The sequence below is a fragment of the Micromonospora sp. NBRC 110009 genome (genome assembly GCF_030518795.1).
Lineage (GTDB): Bacteria > Actinomycetota > Actinomycetes > Mycobacteriales > Micromonosporaceae > Micromonospora.
The window spans coordinates 375799-398532 of record NZ_CP130427.1 but is presented as its reverse complement, the minus strand read 5'-3'; the positions used below and the strand labels follow the sequence as shown (position 1 = coordinate 398532).

15 protein-coding genes are annotated in these 22734 nt (G+C 69.0%); 6 read left to right on the top strand and 9 right to left on the bottom strand.

The features are described 5' to 3' along the window. Nucleotides 1–746: 746 nt before the first annotated feature. The gene (locus Q2K19_RS01815) at nt 747–1499 is read left to right on the top strand and encodes an MBL fold metallo-hydrolase (RefSeq protein WP_302767045.1); all 753 of its coding nucleotides are present in this window, start codon (nt 747–749) and stop codon (nt 1497–1499) included. A gap of 176 nt (nt 1500–1675) precedes the next feature. Here Q2K19_RS01815 and Q2K19_RS01810 read toward each other — a convergent pair whose 3' ends face one another. Next, a complete protein-coding gene (locus Q2K19_RS01810) occupies nt 1676–2800 on the bottom strand; it encodes an FAD-dependent oxidoreductase (protein WP_302767044.1) in 1125 nt (374 codons plus the stop codon). Nucleotides 2801–2830: 30 nt separating this feature from the next. Between Q2K19_RS01810 and Q2K19_RS01805 the strand changes: the two genes are divergently transcribed. After that, the gene (locus tag Q2K19_RS01805) at nt 2831–3556 is read left to right on the top strand and encodes a TetR/AcrR family transcriptional regulator (protein ID WP_302767043.1); all 726 of its coding nucleotides are present in this window, start codon (nt 2831–2833) and stop codon (nt 3554–3556) included. Between the two features lie 161 nt (nt 3557–3717). Then, nucleotides 3718–4584 (top strand): aminoglycoside 6-adenylyltransferase, encoded by an 867-nt coding sequence (locus tag Q2K19_RS01800; protein WP_302767042.1) that lies wholly within the window; start codon nt 3718–3720, stop codon nt 4582–4584. A 239-nt stretch (nt 4585–4823) separates the two neighbouring features. On the opposite strand, the gene Q2K19_RS01795 is transcribed toward Q2K19_RS01800, so the two are convergent. From Q2K19_RS01795 to Q2K19_RS01760, 8 genes are all read right to left on the bottom strand, one after another. Continuing rightward, the gene (locus Q2K19_RS01795; RefSeq protein WP_302767041.1) at nt 4824–6092 is read right to left on the bottom strand and encodes an MFS transporter; all 1269 of its coding nucleotides are present in this window, start codon (nt 6090–6092) and stop codon (nt 4824–4826) included. Further along, nucleotides 6089–6682 carry an ArsR/SmtB family transcription factor gene (locus tag Q2K19_RS01790; protein WP_302767040.1) on the bottom strand — a complete coding sequence of 198 codons (594 nt, stop codon included), beginning with the start codon at nt 6680–6682 and terminating at the stop codon, nt 6089–6091. The genes Q2K19_RS01795 and Q2K19_RS01790 overlap by 4 nt, the downstream gene beginning before the upstream one ends. 258 nt (nt 6683–6940) lie before the next feature. Further along, the gene (locus Q2K19_RS01785; protein WP_302767039.1) at nt 6941–7387 is read right to left on the bottom strand and encodes a DUF6069 family protein; all 447 of its coding nucleotides are present in this window, start codon (nt 7385–7387) and stop codon (nt 6941–6943) included. Next, nucleotides 7380–7682: a hypothetical protein gene (locus Q2K19_RS01780; RefSeq protein WP_302767038.1), complete on the bottom strand. Its 303-nt coding sequence runs from the start codon at nt 7680–7682 to the stop codon at nt 7380–7382. The genes Q2K19_RS01785 and Q2K19_RS01780 overlap by 8 nt, the downstream gene beginning before the upstream one ends. A gap of 8 nt (nt 7683–7690) precedes the next feature. After that, the gene (locus Q2K19_RS01775) at nt 7691–8689 is read right to left on the bottom strand and encodes an RNA polymerase subunit sigma-70 (RefSeq protein ID WP_302767037.1); all 999 of its coding nucleotides are present in this window, start codon (nt 8687–8689) and stop codon (nt 7691–7693) included. Nucleotides 8690–9090: 401 nt separating this feature from the next. Continuing rightward, nucleotides 9091–10452, bottom strand: coding sequence for an MFS transporter (locus tag Q2K19_RS01770; RefSeq protein ID WP_302767036.1), 1362 nt, complete (start codon nt 10450–10452; stop codon nt 9091–9093). A gap of 677 nt (nt 10453–11129) precedes the next feature. Then, on the bottom strand, nt 11130–11579 hold the full coding sequence (locus Q2K19_RS01765) for a GNAT family N-acetyltransferase (RefSeq protein WP_302767035.1): 450 nt from the start codon (nt 11577–11579) through the stop codon (nt 11130–11132). A gap of 224 nt (nt 11580–11803) precedes the next feature. Beyond that, nucleotides 11804–12430, bottom strand: a complete 627-nt coding sequence (locus tag Q2K19_RS01760; RefSeq protein ID WP_302767034.1) for a DUF1963 domain-containing protein — start codon at nt 12428–12430, stop codon at nt 11804–11806. A gap of 455 nt (nt 12431–12885) precedes the next feature. Here Q2K19_RS01760 and Q2K19_RS01755 point away from each other — a divergent pair, with 455 nt between their 5' ends. Genes Q2K19_RS01755 through Q2K19_RS01745 form a run of 3 tightly spaced genes read left to right on the top strand, consistent with a single transcriptional unit; the run spans nt 12886 to nt 22655 of the window. After that, a complete protein-coding gene (locus Q2K19_RS01755; RefSeq protein ID WP_302767033.1) occupies nt 12886–18069 on the top strand; it encodes a poly(ethylene terephthalate) hydrolase family protein in 5184 nt (1727 codons plus the stop codon). A gap of 10 nt (nt 18070–18079) precedes the next feature. Further along, nucleotides 18080–18361 (top strand): hypothetical protein, encoded by a 282-nt coding sequence (locus tag Q2K19_RS01750; protein ID WP_302767031.1) that lies wholly within the window; start codon nt 18080–18082, stop codon nt 18359–18361. Nucleotides 18362–18371: 10 nt separating this feature from the next. Next, a complete protein-coding gene (locus tag Q2K19_RS01745) occupies nt 18372–22655 on the top strand; it encodes a papain-like cysteine protease family protein (protein WP_302767029.1) in 4284 nt (1427 codons plus the stop codon). Nucleotides 22656–22734 lie beyond the last annotated feature (79 nt).

The following is a 22734-nucleotide window of genomic DNA, read 5'->3' as shown; positions in this document are numbered from 1 at the left end:
CCAACTGTGAGGGCGGGGCGCGGGCGTGCCGAGCAGGATGAACAAGGCCGCGACGGCGACCAGCAATGCGGGATCTCACCTCAGAACGTTCCCGAGACGCGAAGTATGCGTTGGATAAGGAACGGTGCCGCTTCCGCAAATCGGGTCGCGATGCGCGCCGAGCGGCATCTGGTATCACTGCCCTCCGCTGGTTGTGGATCCCACGGAAGGAGGTGTCGACAGGAACTGCGCGAGCGTTTTGACATGCTCGTTTGTCAACGATCGTGTCTCTACGTCTCGGGTTCTTTTACCCGGGCCGCCTAGTTCTGTCGACTCTGAATGCGTCACTGATGGTGCTCGCATGGCGGTGACAAGTCAACGGCTGAACTTTTCACCAACTGGCTGACGGGGTGGCGGCCACCAAGTGCTACATGCGTGGGCGAAAATGAGGAAGGCCCGATCTTTATAGCCTTCTCTAGTTTTCTGACCCTCATTGGCCAAAAATGCCGAAATAGCCCACCAGGGCTCCGTGGTGATGCGAGCTTGCCAGCTCACTCGGAGATCTTGTCACGCTACCGTCCGAGTGTCCATCTTGAAGGATCGTCTGCCGAACGTTGGGCAAGAGGATCAGGCGGTGGATCAGCGCAGGGGAACGTATAGATTAACCCGCTTCCCAAGCTGGCCGTGCGGGGTTCGATTCCCGTCAGCCGCTCCACGTTCGAAGGCCTGGTCCAGATAGATGGCTGGCGGTCTGGCATTGTGTGCGGATGCGACAGATCACCGTGCTCGGCAGTTCTGGCGCCTTTCCCGAGCCGGGCCGTGCTTGTAGCGGTTTCGCAGTGGACTGGGACGGCTACCGCTTGGCGCTTGACCTGGGCTACGCCACGCTGCCGCGGTTGCTCAGGCACTGGCCAGATGGTGCAGTGGACGCTGTCGTCATCACTCATGAGCATCCTGACCACTGCATTGACCTGCACGGGCTGTTCCGGATGCGGTTCTATGGCGAGCATGGGGAACCACGGCTGCCGTTGTACTGCCCGCCAGGTGTGCTCGACCGGCTCAGCGGCTTGGAGCCCGATGTCGACCTACATGCAGTCTTCGACGTGCACCTGCTGCCCGGCAGCTACCGGGTCGGGCCGTTTGACCTCATCGGACTGTCACTCCCGCACTACGTGCCCAACGCAGGCATCCGTATCCAGGCCGACGGGATAGCCTTTGCCTACTCCGGGGACACCGGCCCGACGCCCGCGCTGGCCGAACTGGGCCGTGACGCCGACCTGTTCGTCGTCGAGGCCACCGACCGCGAGGGCGAGACTAGCCGCCCCACACGCAATCTCATGACCTCCACCGAGGCCGGTCTCTGGGCTCGTCGGGCGGGTGCCCGCCGACTGATGCTCACCCACTTTTGGCCAGGCAATGACCGGGCAGCCGCAGTGGCCGTCGCGCAGGTGGAGTTCGACGGTGTTGTGCTAGCGGCCGAAGAAGACCTCACCCTCATACTCGGGACACCAGATCGCTGACCGCACCCCGTCGCAGCGTGCGCCGGTGCTCAGACGATGCCTCATCTGACCGGCCGAAACCTTGTTCCACCTCTGCCTCGCAGGCGTCCATGACTCGGGGTCGCGGGGTGATCGGACATCCGATCCTCCGTGGCAGGAGCGTCTACCAAGGGCGGGGCCGGCTGCGTCGCGTGTTGTCAGTCTGCGGGTGCCGGCTCGGTGGGCCGCGGCGTGAAGAAGCGGATGATGTCGTCGGCTGCGGTGGGGGACAGCATCATTGCCTGGACTCGTGCGGACATTTCGGCGATCGGGTGGGTTCTGATGAACATCGCCTTTTCGTACGTCTGGATCGCCGAGTCGGGGTCGGCGGGGTTGGTGGCGAGTTCGGCGGCGAGTTCGGCGGCGTCGAGCATGGCTTGGTTGGCGCCCTCGCCGACCGGCGGCATGAGGTGCGCGGCGTCACCGATGAGGGTGATGCCCGGCTGGTGGGCCCATCGTGTACCGGTGGGCATCGCCTCGATCCTGCGTGGGGTCGGCGGGCTGTCGCCGGCTTCGATGAGTGCGGTGAGGCTGGGGTCCCAGCCATCGAACATGTCCAGCAGAGCGCGCTTGCTGCGGTAGGTGTCCAGGTGGCGATCGTCCGCGCGTAGGGAGATCCCGACTCGGATGCTGCCGTCGCCGAGGCGTTGCGCTGCCAGGATCTGGTTCACGCCGATGCACCAGAGGTTTCCGGGGCCGACCAGCTCGGCGAGATCCGGGTGGCGCCGGTCGGCGTCGCTGATGTTGAGTTCTACCAAGGTGGCCACGGAGGACAGTGTCGCGTCGGTCAGCAGCGACCGGACGACCGAGCGTGCGCCATCCGCGCCGATGAGGACGTCGCAGTCGGCGCTGTGGCCGCCATCGAACATGAGCCCGAAGCCTCCGTCGGGTCGTGGCGTCGCCGCGACGAGCCGGTGCTGCCAGGCCACCGCGTCGCGGGGGAGCGAATCGAGCAGAAGATCACGCAGTACGCTGCGGTCGATCTCGGGGCGTCCGGAGAATGAGCCGGGTTGTGGCTTGTGGTGCACGAGGGTGCGTCCGGCCAGGTCGAGGATGCGATGTTCCTCGCCCTCCGGCCGTGCCTCGGACCGGAATCGGCCGGCGAGGCCCGCATCGGCCAGGGCCCGTTGCCCGGACTCCGGGTGCAGGTCGAGCGATCCGCCCTGTGATCGCGCGGATCGGCTTGCCTCGCGTTCGTACACCACCGCGCCGATGCCGTGCCGGTGCAGGATTCGGGCCAGCGTCAGGCCACCGAGGCCACCACCGGCGATCGCAATTCGCATCAACGTCTCCGTTAACGTACGCTGTATCTCATGGATACGCCGTACGGTAGCGCAGCGCTGCCCGTCTGGGAACGGCCCGAGCCTCAGCCGCGGGCGGCGCCGGTGCCGCTGAGCCGCGCGAAGATCGCCGCCACGGCTATCCGGATCGCCGACGCACACGGCCTCGACGGGCTATCGGTACGCAAGATCGCCAAAGAGCTCGGTGTCGGTCCGATGCGGCTCTACCACTACGTGATCAACAGATCCGAACTGCTCGATCTGATGGTCGACGCCGTGTACGCCCAGATCGCCGAGGCCGGCCAGCACTCCGAGTGGCGCGCGACGGTACTGGCCATCGCTCACCGGACTCGCGATGCCGCTCTTGATCATGAGTGGTTCGTCGACCTGCTCGGCGGAAGGCCACACCTAGGACCTCACGCGCTCGCTGTGGGCGAATCGACCGCGGCGGCGCTCAGCCAGGCCCCTGGCGTGCGCGGTATCGACGATCTCCAGCGGGCTGTGGGCGCCCTCAACGCGTTCATCGTCGGAGCGCTCCGCAGGGAGATCACCGAGCGACGCACCGCCCGTTCAACCGGCACCGACGTGTCCGCTTGGCAGGCCGCCCTCGGTCCCTACCTGACACGCATGCTCGAAACGGGCCGCTACCCCACCGTCGCCCGGCTCGTCGTCGACGGCGCCCACCTCAACGCCGAGGAAACCTTCCACCACACCCTGATCACCATCCTGGACGGCATCACCAACCATCCCCACACGTGACCTACTGCTCGTGGGCCAGTACCGGCTGAACACGGGACGACGAGTCCGCTTTCGGGGGATCTACCGTCGCCTCGCGGCTTAGGGGTTCAAGTCCCTCCGCTCTGGCAGTATCGGTGTACCTGAAGCGTCCTTCTGGCCGTTTGTCGGGGGTTGGATTGTCGGTGCTGGCCGCGATCGTGGACGCTGCCGTCGTGGACAACATCGAGAGCTTGCTGGCCGCTATCGCAATGTGGGCTCAGCAGCGCCACGACATCCGTGCCGCGCTGGTGGTCGGGTCGCACGCCCGCGCCGACGTTCCAGCGGATCAGTGGTCCGACATCGACATCGTCATCGTGGTCGACGATCCGACGACCTACGCGACCGACGGCAGCTGGCTGACAACGTTCGGTCGGCCGTTGCTGACCTTTACCGAACCCACCGCAGTCGGGGGGTTCATCGAGCGGCGGGTACTTTTTGACACCGGGCAGGACGTCGACTTCGCGCTTCTGCCGTCAGCCGCAGTGGAGCAGATCGGTACGGATCCCGAGGCGGCTACGGTGTGGGGCCGGGGGTTCCGGGTGCTGGTCGACAAGGTCAACCTGGAGAGAAGGCTGCCAGGCGGCGCTGCACCGGTGCGGCCGGCTCCGCCGGATACCGCTGTCTTCGGCCACCTGACTCACGACTTTTGGTATCACGCACTGTGGACCGCCAAGAAGCTACGACGGGGCGAGGTTTGGATCGCCAAGGAGTGCTGCGACTGCTACCTGAAGACATTGCTGGTCAGGCTGCTCGCTTGGCACGCGCAGGCGTCCCGTCCCGTTGACACCTGGCATGGTGGACGTTTTCTGGAACGGTGGGCCGACCGACAAGCTCTCCACGATCTCCGCAGCGCTTATGCCAGCTACGACGCGGACGACGTCGCCCGTGCGTTGTGGGCGACCGTCGACCTGTTTGGACGACTTGAGCGCAAGTGCGCCGACCGTCTCGGGCTAGAGCTCACCGTTCCCCATGACGAGATCCGGAAGCACCTGCATGCGGTACTCCCGTAGGCCAGGAGCACCGGGACGAGTTCGCCGGTCCGGTGCCCGCCGAGAGTGCAGCGAGCAGCCTGCCCGATCCGTACCCGACATGGCGGTCGAAGTCCGCATCCCCGGCGGAGATCGCGGCCGATGCGGAACCTGGACGGCGAGCGACGGACGGCGAGATCGTCGGGGCACAACTGACGCCGACACGGGCTGTCAACCGCTGTAGGGCAACGATCCACAGCATGCCGGAGGGGGTTTCGGGTTCACGTCCCTCGCCTCTCCGACGACTCGTCGATGGTGGCGATGTGACGCACCGGCGAGGCGAGTAGCCACAGTACGGCGAGAGCACCGCCAAGGCCGGCGACGACCAGCGTCGGTCGCAGCCCGATGGTGGTGCCCAACCAGCCGCCAACCACTGCTCCGAACGGTCTGATCCCGTAGTTGACGGCGCTGTACGCGCCCGCCCGGCGCCCGCGCGCGTCGTCGGGCGTGACCGAGGTGAGCAGGGCGTTGAGGTTGACGTCCATCAGCATCACGCCGACGCTGGAGACCAGTTCGATAGCTGCGAGCGCTGCGATTCGGGCCCAGGTCGGGCCGGACACGAACGCGGTCAGCGCCAAGGGCGCGGGAAAGAGAACCGCGCCGATCATTGCGGTGCGGCCCAGTCCGATGGTGCGGGAGAGCCGAGGTGCCAGTGCCGCGCCAGCCAGGCCACCGACCGCGCCGCCGCCGAACGCGATGCCGATTGCGCCGGCCGACAGACCAAGCTCACGGCTGGCATACAGTACGAGCAGTGCGTTGGTCATAAGGGTGAAGAAGTTGACCGTGCTCGTGCAGCCGAGAGCGGCGCGCATCACCGGATGACGCAGCACCAGCACGAGTCCGTCGCGGACCAGGCCGAGCGTCGATGACCGCGGTGGCGCCGGCCGGGCCTCGGTCACCGGAATCCTGCCGATCAACAGCGCGGAACCAAGGAAGGACACCACGTCCACGAGGACCGCGACCGGGGCGGTGAGGGACTGGACCAGACCGCCGCCGAGGGCCGGCCCGGCCACGAACGAGGCCGCACGGCTCAGACTCAGCTTGCTGTTCGCCTCCACGTAGGCCGACGGCGGGACCAGCGCGACGAAGAACGCCTGGCGCGCCATGCCGAACAGGACCGCACCGGCCCCGGTGAGCAGGGCCACCAGATAGAGCTGAGTCAGCGTGACCACGTCCAGTAGGTAGGCCACCGGAAGGCTGAGCAGCACCGCCGCGCGGACCAGGTCGGCCACGATCAGCAGGCGGCGCTTGCGGGTTCGTTGATCCACCCACGCGCCGACGAACATGCCCAGCAGGTTGGGTAGCCAGATCAGTGCGGTGAGGATGCTGACCTGTGCGGGCGTCGCGGCGAGGACGGTCACAGCGATCAGCGGCAGGGCCAGCTCGCTGATTCGGTCGCCGAACTGGGAAATGGTTTCCCCGGCCCAGAAAGTCCGAAAACGCCGATTGTCGCGCAGGACCGTCGGGGGCCTCGTGCTGGTGGCGGTCATGACGCCGCCGGGTCGTCGCCGGGCTCAGGCAGCAGATAGCGCAGCATCCGGACAAGCCGCGCACCGTCCGGCAACTGGCCACCCTTACGCCGGACGTACGGCGCGAGCAGTGCCTCGATCGCTTCTTCGAGCTGCCGCAACTCATCAGCAGTAATGACGAACCGGGTATCGGCCAGCCCCGCCAGGGCCTGCCACTCCGGGCTCAGCCGAGGCTCGTCCCGCAGCGACCACTGCACGGGCGCCTCCGCGGATCGGGCGAACATCTCGGCGCGCAGCTGCCGCGCCGCATCCTGGCCCTCTGCATCGTCGGGCACGGTGAAGCGGAAGCCCTTGGCTGCCGCCTGCCACCACCGCTCTCGCTTACTCGTCGCGCCGTCCCAGTCGGTGACGAGACCGAAGGAAGCGAGGTGCCGTAGGTGCCAGCTGACGACCGACGGCGTGGCACCAACGTGCGGTGCGAGCTGGGTGGCCGTCGCGGGGCCGTGTCGCTGCAACCGATCGAGCAGGGCCAGCCGTACCGGATGAGCCAACGCCCGCAGCGCCTGCGGAGTGGTCAGCTCCATATCCCCGAACGGATTCGTGAGAGACATGTTTCGAAAGTAGTCTCTCAGGTCGACAGGGGCAACCTTCGCCCCTCACACGAACCCTCGTCGCCCGGACATCGACGCCCGGCGGCGCCGGATCAACCGCGGCCACCAACGCGCTCGGCGAGCCGGTTGGCGGATGCCCGAGGAGCGGTCTGGGAGGTTCAGGATGCGCTGACCGTCGGCAGCGCCTGCATCGCAGCCGAAGGGTCAGCGCCGCGTAGCCGGCGGTCCACACAGGCGTCAGCCTGCCCGACAGGATCGTCAATCGGTCCGGGTGCGGAGGCTCCGCGCCAGGGTGGGGATCATCACCGCCGCAGCGACGAGGTGCAGCCCGAGGAGGGCGGTGGTGGTGGCGGTGTCTGCCCCGAAGAGGAAGGGCGGGACCAATGAGATCGCGGTCAGCGACACCGCCGTCCACACGAATCGTTCGGCGGGGCGGGCGCTCCAACGAAGAAGAGCGCCGGCAATGACGATGCCCACGATCGAGAAGAAGCCGGTCACCACGGCGAACCCGGGCAACGGGATCGTCTCGCCACCATCGGGGACCTCGAAGTCGACGCCAACGGCCTGGGCAAGCGCAGCGGCGAGGGTGGTGGCCACCATCGCTGCGAGGGTGGCAATGACGCCGGTGACGGCGAGCCGGCGGGCTCGGTGGGTGTGGCTGGTCTGGCCCGATGCCGGGCCTGCGACGACCCGGGTGTCATTCATGCTGTTCATGTCGTTCCTCCATCAGCTGGCGTACGGGGTGTGTTGTCTGGTATGTGACGGTTTTGTCCCTCGGCGTGACGATGCGCACCGTCGCCGTGCGACGGCCGGGGTTCCGCAGGGCGCGGACGCCGGTGCCGCGGAGCCAGAACCCGGCGTCGCGTCCGAGGACCGGCCCGGGCTCGCCGTCGCGCAGCTCCAGCTGCACCCGCCCGCGGGTCACGACGCCGAACGCGCCGCGCCACTCCGCCGCGACCACCGCGACACGCGCGCCACCGCGCAGCGTGAGCGTCCGCACCGGGACTACTACTCCGTGCCGTCCGCCGGCAGCCGCTCCGGCAGCCCGAGCCGCGGGAACTGGTCGTCGTGGAAGATGATGATCTCGGTGATCGCCCCGCCCGAGATACGCAGGACGTCGATCGTCAGCGGCAGGTACGCGCCCTCCCGCTCCCGCCAGTGGTAGAAGGCGACGGCGGGCTGCCGGTTGACGGAGGTGGGGACGGCGCGCAGACCCTTCATGCCCTCGAAGCCGTCCTCGATCCAGTCGCTCACGACCGCGTCGCGGCCGACGTGCAGGCCGGGCGTGGGCGGCATCGAGCAGCGGACGTCGTCCCGCAGCATCCCGGCGAGCGTGTCGATGTCCGTGGCCACGCTGGCCTCGGTGAAGCGGCGTACCAGCTCGCGCGTCCCGGCGTCCTCGTCGCCGCCGGTCCAGTCCTGCCGCTCGGCGGGCAGGTGCTTCCGCATGCCGGCGCGGGCCCGCTGCAGCGCGCTGTTCACCGAGTTGACGGAGTCCCCGAGGAGCTCCGCGACGTCCTTCGCCGGCCAGCCGAGCACGTCCCGCAGGATCAGCACGGCCCGCGGGCGCGGCGCGAGGTGCTGGACCGCGACCAGGTACGCCAGCTCGATCGTCTCCCGCGCGACGGCGACGGTCTCCGGCTCGTCCGCGTCGCCCGCGGGCAGCTCGTCGAGCAGCCGGTCCGGGTAGGGCTGCAGCCACAGCACCTCGCCGCCGGTCGCAGGCTCCGGGCGGCACTTGGCGAGCAGGTCCAGGCAGGCGTTGGTGGCGATCCGGTACAGCCAGGCCCGGAACGTCGACCGCCCCTCGAAGGTCTCCCGCCGCCGCCAGGCACGGAGGAACGTCTCCTGCACGGTGTCCTCGGCGTCCTCGAACGACCCGAGCATCCGGTAGCAGTGCACGTGCAGCTCCCGCCGGTGCCGTTCCGCCAGCCCCGAGAACGCCGGCTCGTCGACCTCGCCCAGCCCGCGCACGCCCAGCTCCTCCAGCCGCGTGTCCGCACTCATCACGTCATCCTTCCGCCTCGTCGTGTCCCGTCGTAGGTGTGACGGGTGCGGGCGCGACAACTCATCACTCGGGTCGGTCGGCATGGCTGATCCAGTGGCGGATCCGGTGGCACCACGACGGTGGCCGTCATACCGACGCCGGTCACGGCGTGACGGCCGTGCACTGATCGCACCGCTCGGCTCGGGCCCGGCGCGCGCTGGACCCGAGCCGAGCAGGTCGCGAGTGGGTGCCGAGCGAGCGGTGAGCCCCGAATCCCACCGGCATCCCTCTGACCAGGTCTTCCTGCTCGGAGACCTCTTCGGCGAACCCGAAGCGTCCGTCTGGCGGTCGCTCCGGACCGGGTCACAGCCGTGGCTGTGCACAGGTGCGGTGGTGCGAGCGTTGGTGACTCATCTGTGGTCTAGCGGATCAGGCCGCCGGTGGATTCGGGCAGCGGCTCGTCGGTGTTGATGAGCGAGGGCGGCCCAGCCGCGATGGCCTCCTCGGGCTCGCGGCTGGAGGCACGGGCGTCGGCCAACACCTCGGGAGGGACGTGCTGCTCGAGGAATCGCCGCGCCAGCCGGGTCGACGGGTGCACGCCGATGGTGGCCACCAATATGATGCCGGCGATCACCAGCCAGCCGACGGCGCCCCAGTTCATCGCGAGGAATGTGTACAACGCCGGCGCCCATACCCGGCCCAGGGTGCTGCTCAGCTCGGCGGCGCCCTGGTAGGCGCCGCGCTGCCGCGGGTCCATCAGCTCGGCCTCGAACGACCAGCTGGCGGCCGAGAGGTAGAGCTCAGCCCCGGTCACGGTGACGTGACCCAGCCAGACCAGCGAGATCGTGACCCAGCCGACGGTGTCGTGGGTCGCCAGCGTGATCAGACAGGAGAGCACGAAGAAGGTGGACGACACCCGAATCGCCTTCAGCGCGGTCGGCACGTCCTCGACTCCGCGGGCCGCCGCCATCGGCAGGAAGATGCACATCACCGTGTTAGTTCCGAACAGAAAGGCCAGCAGCACCCGCGGGGCGTCGGTCTCCTCCACCAGCCATAGCGGAATCACGATGTTGAGCAGCACCTGGTTGGTCCAGAAGACCCCGCTGAAGAACATTGTGAGGAGCCAGCCGGGGTTGCGCAGCGGTCCGGGCCCGGCGATCTTCGCCTTGCGCTCCTGCGGGGTGCGGTCGTCGTGCGAGGCTTGCGGCAGCCGGCTGATTGCGGCAGCGTTGACGAGAAAGACGACAGTGGTGAACCAGGGCAGCGCGTGGAGGACGTCGTTGGAGTGGAACGCCAGCGCGAAGCCACCGATCAGGGAGCCGAGGGTGAAGCCGACGTTGAGCGCGGAGTACATGTAGGCGCGTGACTTCACCCGCTCGTCCGGCGGCAGTGCGTCGATCGTGTACGCGCCGTGCGCCGCGTTGCCGAGGGCGCCGATGACCTCCATGCCGACGGCCATGGCGACGTAGCCCTTGAAGTCGGTGATGAGCGGCCACACCGCGAACATCGCCGCCTGCCCGGTCGCGCTGACGGCCCACATCTTCTTCGGCCCGAAGCGGTCGACCAGCTTGCCCATCGGCAGTGCGGCCAGGAAGGCGGCGATGCCGGCGCACGTCAGGCCGAGACCAACCTGGGCGGCGGACAGCCCGACGATCTTGGTGAAGAACACCGCCGATCCGGTCATGAAGGTGCCCTCACCGAGGGCGAAGAGGAGTGACTGGGCAGCGAGCTGGCCGGCGAGAGGCGACGGAGGGCGCGCTCGGCGGAGGACGGCGGCGAACATCACCGGGGATTCTCCGGAACCTCACGACAATTGTCGTGCCATTTTCCGGCGCGGGCCGATCCAGCACCTGCTCGACGCCACCCAGCCCGGACCCATGGGGCAGCGACCAGCGGTCGGGATCAGGTACACCGGCATCTCAGTGCCGCTCACCCTCCGCCCCGAAGTGTCCGCCGCGGCCTCCGGGTCCCCCGTGACACCTCGTCCCAGGCCGTGCGGAAGCCGCCTCCGCGCCCTGAGGCAGGGGCGGCGAGCCGGCGTAGTAGTTGGGCAGCCTCCACAGCCGCTGGCGGTTCGGTCGTTGAGCTGGAAGAACAGCCACTTCATCCACCAGCCGGGGGAGCCACGCCGCTCCGCGTCGATCGGCACACCACGCACCTCATCGATGAACTAACGGCTATGGCTAATCGACAGCTTATTGGCGGATTAAGTCCGCCATAACCGGCACCCGAGTGTCGGGGAGCGCCGATACTCTTCACCGCGCGGAAGGTCGGGGTCCGAGGGACTTCTGCACCGGGCCGCCCCAGGCAGTGAACCGCCGAGGGCAACGACCCCGGCCTTCCGTCCAAACCTCGGTCCGGGAACGCCCGTGCCGGCGCCGCACGTTTCCCCTACAACGCGGCGGGGGAGCTGGCGGGGGTCGAGTGGATGACTAACCGGGCGGCGACCACGACGCACGTTCAAAGGTCCAGGACACCGACCGTCTGACCACCACTCAGCTCGCCTGTCGGTCTGAAGCCCAGTTTCAGGTAGAACTCCCCTGGCCCTCCTGCCCGGGGTGCCCAGGTGACGTACGCCCGATCGTCACCTCGGGCGCGGATCTCCCCGCATGTGGCCTCGACGGCGAATCGGCCGTAACCGTTTCCCTGTGCGTCGGCCTCGATGTTCAGCCGCCAGAGGCCGGAGCGCAGGTCATCGGGGTTGCCGCCCCACGGTATGTCGAGGAAGGCCATAAGGAAGCCGACCAGCCGGTCACCGTCATAGATCAACCTCGGCCAGGCGTGGTCGGGGAAGACGTACGCCTCGGCCAGCGACTTGATCACTGGTGCGACCAGATCCTCCTGGTCGGGACGCACGGACAGCGCGAGAGCCGCCTCATAGTTTTCCGGGGTGATCTTCTCAAGCCGCATGCGGCGGACCATAGCCGGCGGAGGTGCGCCCAGCGACCGGATTGTTTATGGCCAGATGCAGAGCCAGCAGAGGTGAGGGCAGTGCAGTCGGCAGGCGAGGCCGCGGAGTACAGCAATCGACCACACCAGGCGGAACCACAGTGATTTCCTCCAGACCGTCGACGCGCGGTGCGAGCGGCACAGGACCGCATTGCCGATCTCTGGGAGTCAAGGGGTCTCTCAGCTCACCGTTGCCACAGGAACGCCGCGGTCGCGCAGGGACGGCATCGGAACCCATAGCCGCAGCCACCACCGCCGAAGTTGATATCGGTGCGGTAGTCGTGCCCTTCTTCGAGCTGCACGACGAACGACATCTGCAGGTTGCAGACAGCGCAGGTAGGCGTCTCGTCGAACTGGAGCCACGCTGGCGCCCCGCCCAGCTGCCCGAGCACGTCTGGCAGCGGCCGGCCGGATTCACCACACCAACGCTCGCGTGCCTCGTCGTAGCCCTCGGAGTTGTTCATCGGCACGTAGGCGACTGCGGATGTTTCCGCCAACAAGACGTTGTCGCCGGAGGGCACGGCGGACGGGGCCAGCTGGCCGAGGGGGAAGACGAATGCGCGGTTGCCGCCGGCGGTCGCGTCCCACTCATCGCACAGGCCCGGATCGTTCTGGCACATGAAGATTGACAACAGGCCCGAGTCGGCCGGGTCAATGTCGTCGAGTCGGACCTGGGCCAGGAATTGCATCGGTCCGTCGCACTCATCACACCGCGGCCAATCAAAGCCCTGTGGCACGAGCGGAACACCGCCGGTACGCGTTCCGGGCGCATCTGCGGCTGTGCCACCGCTATAGATCATCAGCGTCGTCACGCCCGGCAGCGTATGGGAGCACCGGTCGCAGGGTCGAGGAGGGCCAGGTCCAGCCCTCAGGCCGGCAGGGGACCGGTGGTCACCAACGAAAATCATTTAACGCCAGGTGTTTACGCAGCACAGCGCCCGAGTTGGCCGGCTTCGCCGAACAACGCAAGAGGCGAGTGACGGTTCAAGGTCAAGCGGCACCTGTAGCCTCGCCTCGGTCCCTGACAGCAGCGGTGCCCGCACGACTCTGTGGGCTGTCGGAAGCCGTCACTCCGGCCCCGGCCCCGAGCGTCTGCAGCCCAGCAGTCCGGTCGCCGACAATGCTCTGTCTTTCCTGCTCAACGGCGCGAACGATGGTTCCGTCGGGATAGGACGCTGGCTGACGCCGGCGCGGATCAGCCGCATCGCGAGCCAGCCGCCAACTGCTGTGGAGTTGGTGCCCGTCACCGACACCGCTGGAGGGCGTCATGGCGGACAAGCTCGTTGTCAACGGCACCGTACGACCGCGTAAGGCTGGCGCGACAATTGCCGGCTACCGGGTGCAGGTGATCCTGAACGCCGAGGTGCGGCTCGGCGACGAGGTGCTCCGGTTCCCGGCGTCCGCCTCGGCGCGGTTGCCTGCGGACGGCACGCTCCATCTCGAGATTGCCACGGACGGCATCCCCAAGGGCCCGGTCGCCATCTCGATCGCCGCGCCCACCGGCGTCGAAGTGCATCATCAGCAGTTCTCGCTGGAGCAGTTGGCCAAGCCGCTGCGGCTGCGGATCACCACGGTGGATCCCGTCGAGGTACAGCCCAGCGACGATCCGACCCTCGGTGCGCGTACGCGTATCGCGGGACGGGTGATCGACGTCGGTGGTCGCCCGGTTCCCGCCGACCTCCCGGTCGTGATCTCCGGGGTCGACAGGTCCGACGGCGACGCGCCACCTGCAAGGCCGCTCGTCATCACCGAAACCCAGCCTAGCGGTCGGTTCGGGGCGGACTGGGTCGCCGACCTCCTCGCGTCAGCGTCCGGCAGCGTCGCCGGTGGGCCGCCGCAGCCCGTGCCGCTCGATCCGGACGGCCGATTGCCGCGTGAGATGGTGATCGTCGTCGACCTGGCGGCCGTGCCCGTCCCCGAGGACGACTGCGACTGCACGGCATCACCTCCGCGCGCACCCGACCAGGACGACCTCACCGGCAACCCGGCTGCCTTCTCCCAGGACCTCGGCGGCGGCTGCGTCGACCTCACCATGCCGAACCGGACGCTGGAGGAGTTCGCCTACTTCCAGGTCATCCGGACCTCCGAACCTCGGATCATCGGACTCACCCTCAACGCCCGGCGCACCGTTCCGTCCGAGCTGCTGACCGACCTGCTGGGGGTGTCGATCGCGTCCCAGGCCATCGGACTGACCCGGCCGACGTCGGTGGCGCTGCAGACCACCAACCTCAGCCTCGACGTGCAGGCGGCCCGCTCGCTGGTACGTACGGACCGACCGCCCAGCGTCGCCGAGATCACCCGCGCGTCGTGGCTGTCGGAGGTCTCGTTCACCAAGACCATGATCGACGCCGGGCTGCGTACCACGACCGGTCGCGCGGTGCTCGACGCCGACCACCAGATCGACTGGGACGACACGCCCACGGTTCATCTCGCCGTCGACATCGCGTTCGGCCACCTGTTGCAGTTCCGCGAGGTGTGGCGCGCCGACGGCTACTCCCTCGGTGACCTGCTCTATTCGCTTCCCCTCGCGCCCGGGCAGCGGCGCCAGGTCGCCGTCGTCGACTGGGACCGGCGCACGTCGTCGGCCCGCGAGGAACGGCTGGAGTTCGAGGAGCACCTCGACGCGCTGCTCACCCGAGACCGGGACGTGCAGGAGATCGTCGGCACCGACCTGCACGAGGAGGTCGCAGCCGGCTCACGCAACACGACCTGGGGGGTCGCCGGCGGGATCGGTGCCGGCTTCATCGGCAGCGGCTTCGGCATCTTCGGCGGCGTGGCCGGCGGCGCGAGCGGGTCGAGCTCCTCGTCGTGGCAGGACGCGGCCCGGACGTTCTCCGCCGACTCGATGCAGAAGTTGCGCGACCGGGTGTCGCAGCGCAGCTCCGCGCTGCGCAGTCAGCGTTCGTCAGTGGTACAGAGCGTCGGCCAGGGTGAGACCGTCCGGGCCGAGACGGAGGCAGTGGCCAACTACAACCGCTGCCACGCGCTGACCATCGAGTATTTCGAGGTGCTGCGGCATTTCCTGGTCACCCACGAGCTGGCCGACGTGCGCGAGTGCCTGTTCGTCCCGCTGCCCATGGTGGCCTTCGACCGGGCCAAGGCGCTGCGCTGGCGGGAGATTCTGGATCGGTTCCTGCGCAAGCCGGAGCTGCGCGGCGGCTTCGACGCCATCGAGCGGATCGCCGACAACTGGGTGGGCTGGGACTTCCCGCAGGCGCGCTACAGCGAGGAGGCGCCCGAGTCCATCGAGGGTGAACTGCGCATCAGCTTCCTGCTGCCCCGCCCGCGCGATGCCGCGGACGGAGCGTTCCAGGTGGCCATGTGGCAGCCGCTGGCGCCATTCCTGCCGGTCGACAGCCTCGAACTGTTCACCGCCAAGCTGAACGAGCGAACCGCCCGCGAGCGCGACCGGATCTTCCGCACCGAGATCGCGCCCGGAATCGCGGAGCAGTTGGTGCAGAAGCTGCGCCTCGCCCTGGTCGGGCCGGACGGCGGCGAGTCGGAGGTGCCGGTCGACGCCACGCTGGTGTCCCGCTACGCCGAGACGACCCCCCTCTACGTCACGGTCAACCAGGCGGGAGGCATCCCAGCCGTGCCGCGCGATGACATCGCGCACGTGAAGATCTGGTACGACGGACCCGCGCTGCCGCCGGATGCGCAGGTGATCGTGCACTCGGGCCGGCTCCGTTACCGCACGCCCCACCTGTCGGCCATGCTTTTCGACGACCCTCGCATCCTCGACGACATCAAGCTCGGCGACGCTGTCGTGATCGCCACCCCACTCACACAACCCGAAGTACGCGACCCACGAGCCGAGGACGTGGAACTCGCCGGACGGCTGGTCGCGCACCTCAACGACCATCTGGAGTACTACCACCAGGCCATCTGGATCAGCCTGGACGCGCAGCGCCGGTTCATGCTGCTCGACGCGGTCGAGGTACCCGGGCTGGGTGGCCGGAGCGTCGCGAGCCTGTGCAGCAACCAGCTCATCGGAATCGTGGGCAACAGCCTCGTGCTGCCGGCCGCGCCGGGGCTCCGACTCGATCCCACGCTGACCGTGTCCGACGACGGGCCGGACGGGTCCACGCAGCCGGTACCGCTCATCAACGCCTACGCCGCCCCGCCCGCGCCGCCGCTGCGCGTCAGCGTGCCGACCCGCGGCGTCTACGCCGAGGCTGTCGCCGGGTCCTGCAACGCCTGCGAGAGCATCGACGACTCGCGCTACTGGCGCTGGAACAACGACGGTCAGCTGGGGCTGCCGCAGATCCTTCCCGTGTCGACGGACAGCCGGGCCAGCGAGGAGCCCGACCTCACGCCCGCGCCGCTGCCCGCGCCGCTGGTGCAGATCCAGAACGCCCCCGCCGTGCCCGACCCGGTGGGCCTCGGCGCAGCCTTCGGCCTGCTGTCCAAGCCCGGTCTGTTCCAGGACATCACCGGCCTCGAGGGCACCCAACGAAATGCCGCGGCGGCCTTCGAGGCGTCGCTGTCGGCCGCCTCCGCGCTCGGCGACGAGGCGGCGAAACTCGCGAGCCAGCAGGAGTTGAGCCACAACGCCGGCCGCATGCTCGATCGCATCAACCAGGCAAAGGCCGACGGTCTGCTCACCCACAGCGCGGCACAGGAACTCGCCACGTCGGCGCTGCAGGGTCTGATCGGCGAACCCCGTCCCGGCGCGCAGAGCCCGGCCACGGACCCCGTGGTGAGCAACGTGATCGACCACGCGGCACAGGGTTCGAGCGCCGACATCAAGGTGACCAGCCCGAGTGAGTCCGTCGAGGTCAGTTTTGCCGATGACCGGCCGGTTGTCGGCGGGGCGACGGCACCGTCGCTGCCGCTGGAGCTGCGCTACCTCATCCGGCAGCCAGTGATCTTGGACTTCCCCACATCCGGCGACATGACACCCTACGTTTTCGACACCTACGACCTCCTGCACGCCCTCCAGGGCGCCCGCCTCGCCAACGCGGAGTCGCTCGGCCTGCTCGTCAGGGATCCGGTCGATCCGAACAGCTACACCGTCGAACGCCGGTTGCGCATCGTGCACCCGGCCGACGTCCTCAAGCCCCGCCAGGTCGCCGGCACCGGGCGCCTGCCGGTCGCGGTCATCCTGCACGGCCAGCACCGCGCGACGGCCGCGAATCTGAACGGCTACGAGGCGCTGCAGGACGAGCTGGCCCGGCAGGGGATCGTCTCGGTGTCCGTCGACACCAACGTCGCGAACCTGTTCAACTCGTTCATCGAGATGCGGGCGCAGATGGCACTCGGGGCGTTGGACACGCTGCGGACGCTGGACGCCGACCCGACGTCCCGCCTGTACCAGCGGCTGGACTTCGACCGGGTCGCGCTGATGGGGCACTCCCGTGGCGGCGATGCCGTGGTTCGTGCCGCCCGGATGAACACCTCTCGCCCTGCCGCCACGAAGTACGGCATCAAGGCGGTGTGTTCGCTCGCACCGACCGACTACGCGTTCGGGACGTCGCCCGGACCGGTGGCGTTGGCCAGGGCCGACACGTCGTTCTACGCCGTCGTCTACGGCGCACTCGACGGCGACGTCGCGGGCTGGGGCGGTGCGGAGGCATCCGGCGGCACCGGCTTCCGCCACTACGACCGGGCCGCCTGTGACAAGGCGATGGTCTTCCTCGACCACTGCAACCACAACCGCTTCAACTCGGTGTGGGCCGCGGACGGCGACGACTCCGGGATGCACCCCTCGGATGTCGCACCCAGTAGCCGGCTGCTCTCCGTGGCCGACCACGCGAAGCTCGCCAACGAGTACATCGGTGGACTGTTCCGCTGGCGGCTGCTCGGCGACACGGCCCCGATCGGGCTCTTCGACGGGACTGCGACCAACTCCCTCGGAGCCGGGGTGTCCCTGCAGTGGTCGTTCGGCGCCGAGGTCGTGGTCCTCGACGACATGGAGGATCCCGTCAAGCCGCGCATCATCACCGCCGGCTTCGTCGACCCCTTCCCAGACGTGCTGATCGGGGCCCGGACGTTGGGGCTGGAAACCAACCACACGACCGCGGTGCTCGGCCTGGATCCACCGGTGATGTCCGGCGAGGCCTACTCCATCCAGCTACTGCCGGCCACCTCGGACTGGTCAAGCTATGACGCCCTGACATTCCGGGTCACGGCCGACTACGACCGCAGCAGCGAGGCGACGATCGCGGCCGGACAACTGCCGGACTTCACCGTGGTCGTCACCGATCTGGACGGAAAGATTGCCACGGTGGGCGCCTCCGCGCTCGCCAGTTCGCTCGTGCCGAGACGACCTGTCTTCCATCCGACGGCGCCGGGCCGGAATTGCACCGCGCTGCGTCTGGAGACCATGACACTCCCGGTCAGGCTGATCTCCGGGATCGACCTGACCCGGGTGGCGCTGGTCGGCCTGATGCCCGCCTCGGGCATGCTCCGCCACCTGTTCTTCGACTCCATCCAGCTCGTCCGGAAGTAGAGCAGACGTCATGCAGATCGACAGCGCCGACTTCGAGGTCATCACCACGCCGCTGCCCACGGACTGGGTGATGCGGGTGGTCATCCACGGATCCGGTCTCGTCCAAGGCGGCATCCGGATGGTCGCGGAGGTCGGGCCGCAGGAGGTCGAGGGACTGATGCCCACCACCGACGAGGGCACCATCCTCGGCTTCCTGACCCGGCAGCCAGCACCCGGCGACGAGCTGCGGATCGGGTACGAGAACCAGCCCCTCACCTCGACCGGCATCACGTTCGAGGCACCGAACGTGTAGGAGGACCGGAATGGCAACCATCCTGCGAGGCAAGCTCGCCGCTGCGCGCGTCCGCGACTTCAGCGGCTACGCCCTGAGCGCCGGTTTCGAGGAGCGTGCCCGGTTGGGCGACGGTGCCGGGGTCTTCGTGGCCGGGCGTCGCGACACGCCTGCCGACGGCACCGGTGCATTCACGTTCGAACTGCCCGATCCGGCGGACCGCCGAGGCCCGGTGACGCTCACCGCGTTCGCCCCGGACGGACTTCCCGCGGGCGGGCTGGTCATCCCCGGCGATCTTCCCGCCGATCCGGTCGAGGTCGCCGTGTCACCGCGGCCGGCCACCCAGGTGCCCCCCAGCGGCGACATCACCCTGGGCCAGCAGCTGAAGTACACGGGCCTGGCGATCGACCCGCACGGGCGGGGCGTCGCCAGTGACCTGCTGCTGGTGATCTGGGGTCGCGCCGCCGGTGCGGAGCAGACCACGCCGGTCTCGGTCACCAGGACGGCGGCGGGAGGCTACTTCTCCGGACCGTGGCCGGGCACCACGTTCGCCGAGGCGTACGCGGTGCTCGCCGGCAGCGCGCCGATCCCGATCGGCCTGGAGGCGGGGCTGCTGCCGAGGCGGATCGTGCTCCAGACGCCGGCGCTGCCGCCCCCGCCACCCAAGGACGACGACTGCCACTGCCCCGACTCGCCGCCCCGCGCCCCCGACCAGGTCGATCTCACCGGGAATGCCCAGGCGTACGCGAGCGACGCCGCCCGCTGCGTCGATTTCACCCTGCCCAACCGGGCTTTGGACGAGGTGACCTACCAGGCCGTGGTCCGTACCACCCAACCACAGATCAAGGGCACCACCCCGACGACACCACCGGTCATTCCTGGTGTGCTCGTCGACCGGCTCGTGGAGCTGGCCCGCGTACGCCCGGTCGTGGTGAACCCGGTTGCCGAGCTGCCGCCCGCCGGCCAGAGCCCGGCGGCCGGCCTGCCGCAGACCGGCCCGTTCACGCTCGGAGCCACCGCGACCTCCAGCACGGCGGGTCACCTCGCGAGCATCCCCGGCACCTCGGGCCGGGACGCCGGGTCGGCGCCGGTCGCCGCTTCCGGACAGGGCCGCCAGGTCGACGTGGTGCCGGGCGCACTCGCCGCCGCGCGGGCCTTCGTTCCCGGCATCGACCTCGACGGCAGGTGGGCGTCCGTGAACGCGGACCTCCTGGCCGCCCGGGTCCTCGAACAGCGGGCGTTGGCCGGTGAGCCGCTGCGCCTGGAGACGAGCGTGCTGGCCGACCTGGCCCGCGAGCAGCAGGACATCACACCGCTGCGCCTGGTCATGGCCGAGCAGACGAGCGTCGTCCGCAGGTTCCGCGCCGCGGTCGGACTCCTCGCCAGTCCCGAGCCGGCCCGCTTCACCCTCGACGCGGACCGCCAGGTCGACTGGGACGGCCTCCCGTACGCCTACCAGGCAACCACGGTCGCGCACGGCCACCTGCTGACGATCAAGCAGGTCTGGCGCGCCGACGGGTACTCCCTCGGCGACCTGCTCTATTCGCTGCCGCTCGCACCCGGCCAGCAGAAGCTCGTCTCGGTACTGGACTGGAACCGCTCCGAGGTGGCGAGCCGGCGCGCCGAGCGCACCGAGGCCGAGGACCTGGTGGCCGATCTGAGCCACGACCGCGACATCAGCGACGTCATCCGCTCCACCCTGACCGAGTCGATGCGCGGCCACTCGAAGGCCGACGTGGAGGCCGTGGGAGCGGGGATCGCCGGGTTCATCGGGCCGCTCGTCTTCGGTGCGGCGGGCGGTGTCTCGTCGGCCGGTTCGACCGCCAACCAGACGTCGGCGCGCGCGGTCACCGGCACCGCGCTGAACCAGGTGCGGGACCGCACCCTGCAGTCCGCGAGCGCGGTACGCAGCCAGCGCTCGACGGTGGTGCAGACCGCCCGCCAGGGCGAGTCGGTGCGGGCGCAGACCGAGGTGGTCGCCAACTACAACCACTGCCACGCGCTCACCGTCGAGTACTTCGAGGTGCTGCGCCACCTCCAGGTGAGCCAGGAACTGGCGGCGGTGCAGGAATGCCTGTTCATTCCCTTCGCGGTGACGCCCTTCACGGCCGAGAAGGCGCTGCGCTGGCGGGAGCCGTTGGAGCGCGGGCTGCGCCGCCGCAGCCTGCACTCCGCCTTCGACTCGCTGGAGCGGGTCCGCGCCAACTGGGTCGGTTCGGACCTGCCCGTCGGCCGCTACGCCGACGAGGCGCTGGTCGATCTCGACGGCGAGCTGGCCGTTCGGGTGACGCTCCCGCGTCCGGCCGACGGCGAGTCCGACGAGTTCGTCTCGACGAACTGGGACGGCTACGCCGCCCTGCTCTGGGACGGCCCGGCCAGCATCTGGGAACGCTATCTCGGGGTAGCTCTGCCCGCGGAGAGAGATGCCATCTGGGACAGCCGGATCGCGCCGGGCGTCGCCCAGCGGTTGTTGGAGACCATGCAGATGTCGCTCATCGAGGACGGCGTCGCGACCCGGCCGGTGAGCGTCGATCCGGCGATGGTGGGCCTCTTCGGTCAGGACCGCCCGCTGCTTGTCGGGTTGCAGGCCGGCATCCCGCTACCGACGGTGCTGCGCTCGCAGATCGACCGGGTGCGGCTGTCGCTCGCCGTCAGCGTCCTCCCGCCCGGCGCTCGGATCGTGGTTGACTCCGGCTCGCTGCGCTACCGCACCGCGCACCTCAGCCACCAGCTTTTCCTGAACCGGCGGATCCTCAACGACCTGAGTCTCGGTGACGACGTCGAGATCGCCGTGCCGCTCGACGCCACCGAGAAGCGCAACCCGCGAGACCGCGACCGCCGCCACGCCGAACGGCTGCTCGACCATCTCGACGAGCACGTCGAGCACTACCACCGGGCGATCTGGCTGACCATGGACCCGAATCGGCGATACCTGCTCCTCGACGGCTTCGTCGCGCCGGACGCGGGCGGACGCAGCGTGGCGTCCGTGGTGGAGAACCGCGTCGTCGGCGTTGTGGGCAACAGCCTGGTGATGCCGGTCGCACCGGGTCTGAAGCTCGATGCGACCTACGAGTTCGCCCGCGCGACCCCGGCGGACCTGCGCCACCTCTACGCGGCCGACCCGGCGCCGCCGATGCGGATCAGCATGCCCACGTCCGGGGTGTTCGCCGAGGCCGTCCTCGGCAAGTGCAACAGTTGCGAGGTCATCGACGACACGAAGTTCTGGCGCTGGGAGGAGGCACCAATCCCGGACCAGCCGCCGTCCATCGACCCGTTGAGCACGGGCAGCCGGCGCACTGCGCCGCCGAACCTCGCACCCGACCAGTTCCCCACGCCGGTGGTCGGATACCAGCAGGTGCCGACCGCGCCCGATCCCACCGGCCTGGCGGCGGCGATGGCCGCGCTCGGCACGCCGAACATCTTCAAGGACCTCACGGGGCTCGCTCTCAACCAGCAGAACGCCGCCGAGGCGCTCAAGACCTCGATCACCGCGGCGCAGGGCTTCGCGAGCAAGGCCGGTGCACTCGCCCAGCAACGTTTCCTCAATCAGGAGCTCGACCGCAGCCTCGGCCATATCAAGGAGGCGCGCGACAAGGGGCTGGTCTCAGCTGACGACGCACGCGCGTTGACCGAGAGCGTGCTGCGCGGCGCGATCGGAGAGGTTCGTCCGGCCACCCCGAGCGCGACCCGTACCCCCTCGGTGCAACGCGCGATCGACCGCCTCGCCACGTCCGGTAGCGGGTCGCTGCGGGTCACCCGGCCCGAGGGGACGGTGTCGGTCAAGACCGGTACGGCCGCTGGGCGCCCTGCGCTCGATGTGGCCATCTCGCCCGCGGTCGTGCCCGTCAAGCAGAACTCCTCGCTTGTCTGCTGGGCCGCGGGCGGCACCATCATGTCGAACTGGAAGACCGGACAGGCGGCCACGGTCGAACAGATGCTCGACGGCCTCGGCGGCGTCTGGCGGAGCAGGTACGACCTCAACCAGCCCCTCTCGGTTGTCGAGCTGCGCGCCTTCCTGGCCGCCGTCGGCCTGACCGAGGACGAACCGACGAGCTACACGCCGGAGGGCCTGGCCCGGCTCGTCGAGAACGTCGGGCCACTGCTGGACGTCGGCGACGACGGGATCGAGAACAATCAGGTCCTGCACATCCGCATCCTCACCGGCGTCAAGGGAGACGGCACCCCCGACGGGACCACCACCTCGCTCGCCGATCCCGCCACCGGCACAGTTGTGACAGAGACGTTCCACGTTTTCGACCAGTTGCATGGCGGCGCCGATCCGGTGGCTTCAATGGTCGGCGTTTTCCACTTCTGAGGGCACCGGTGACCTCCGTCCATCATTGCGGCGACGGTGTGGGGTTCTGACCGGGTCAGGCCGCCGCTGGGCGACTGGC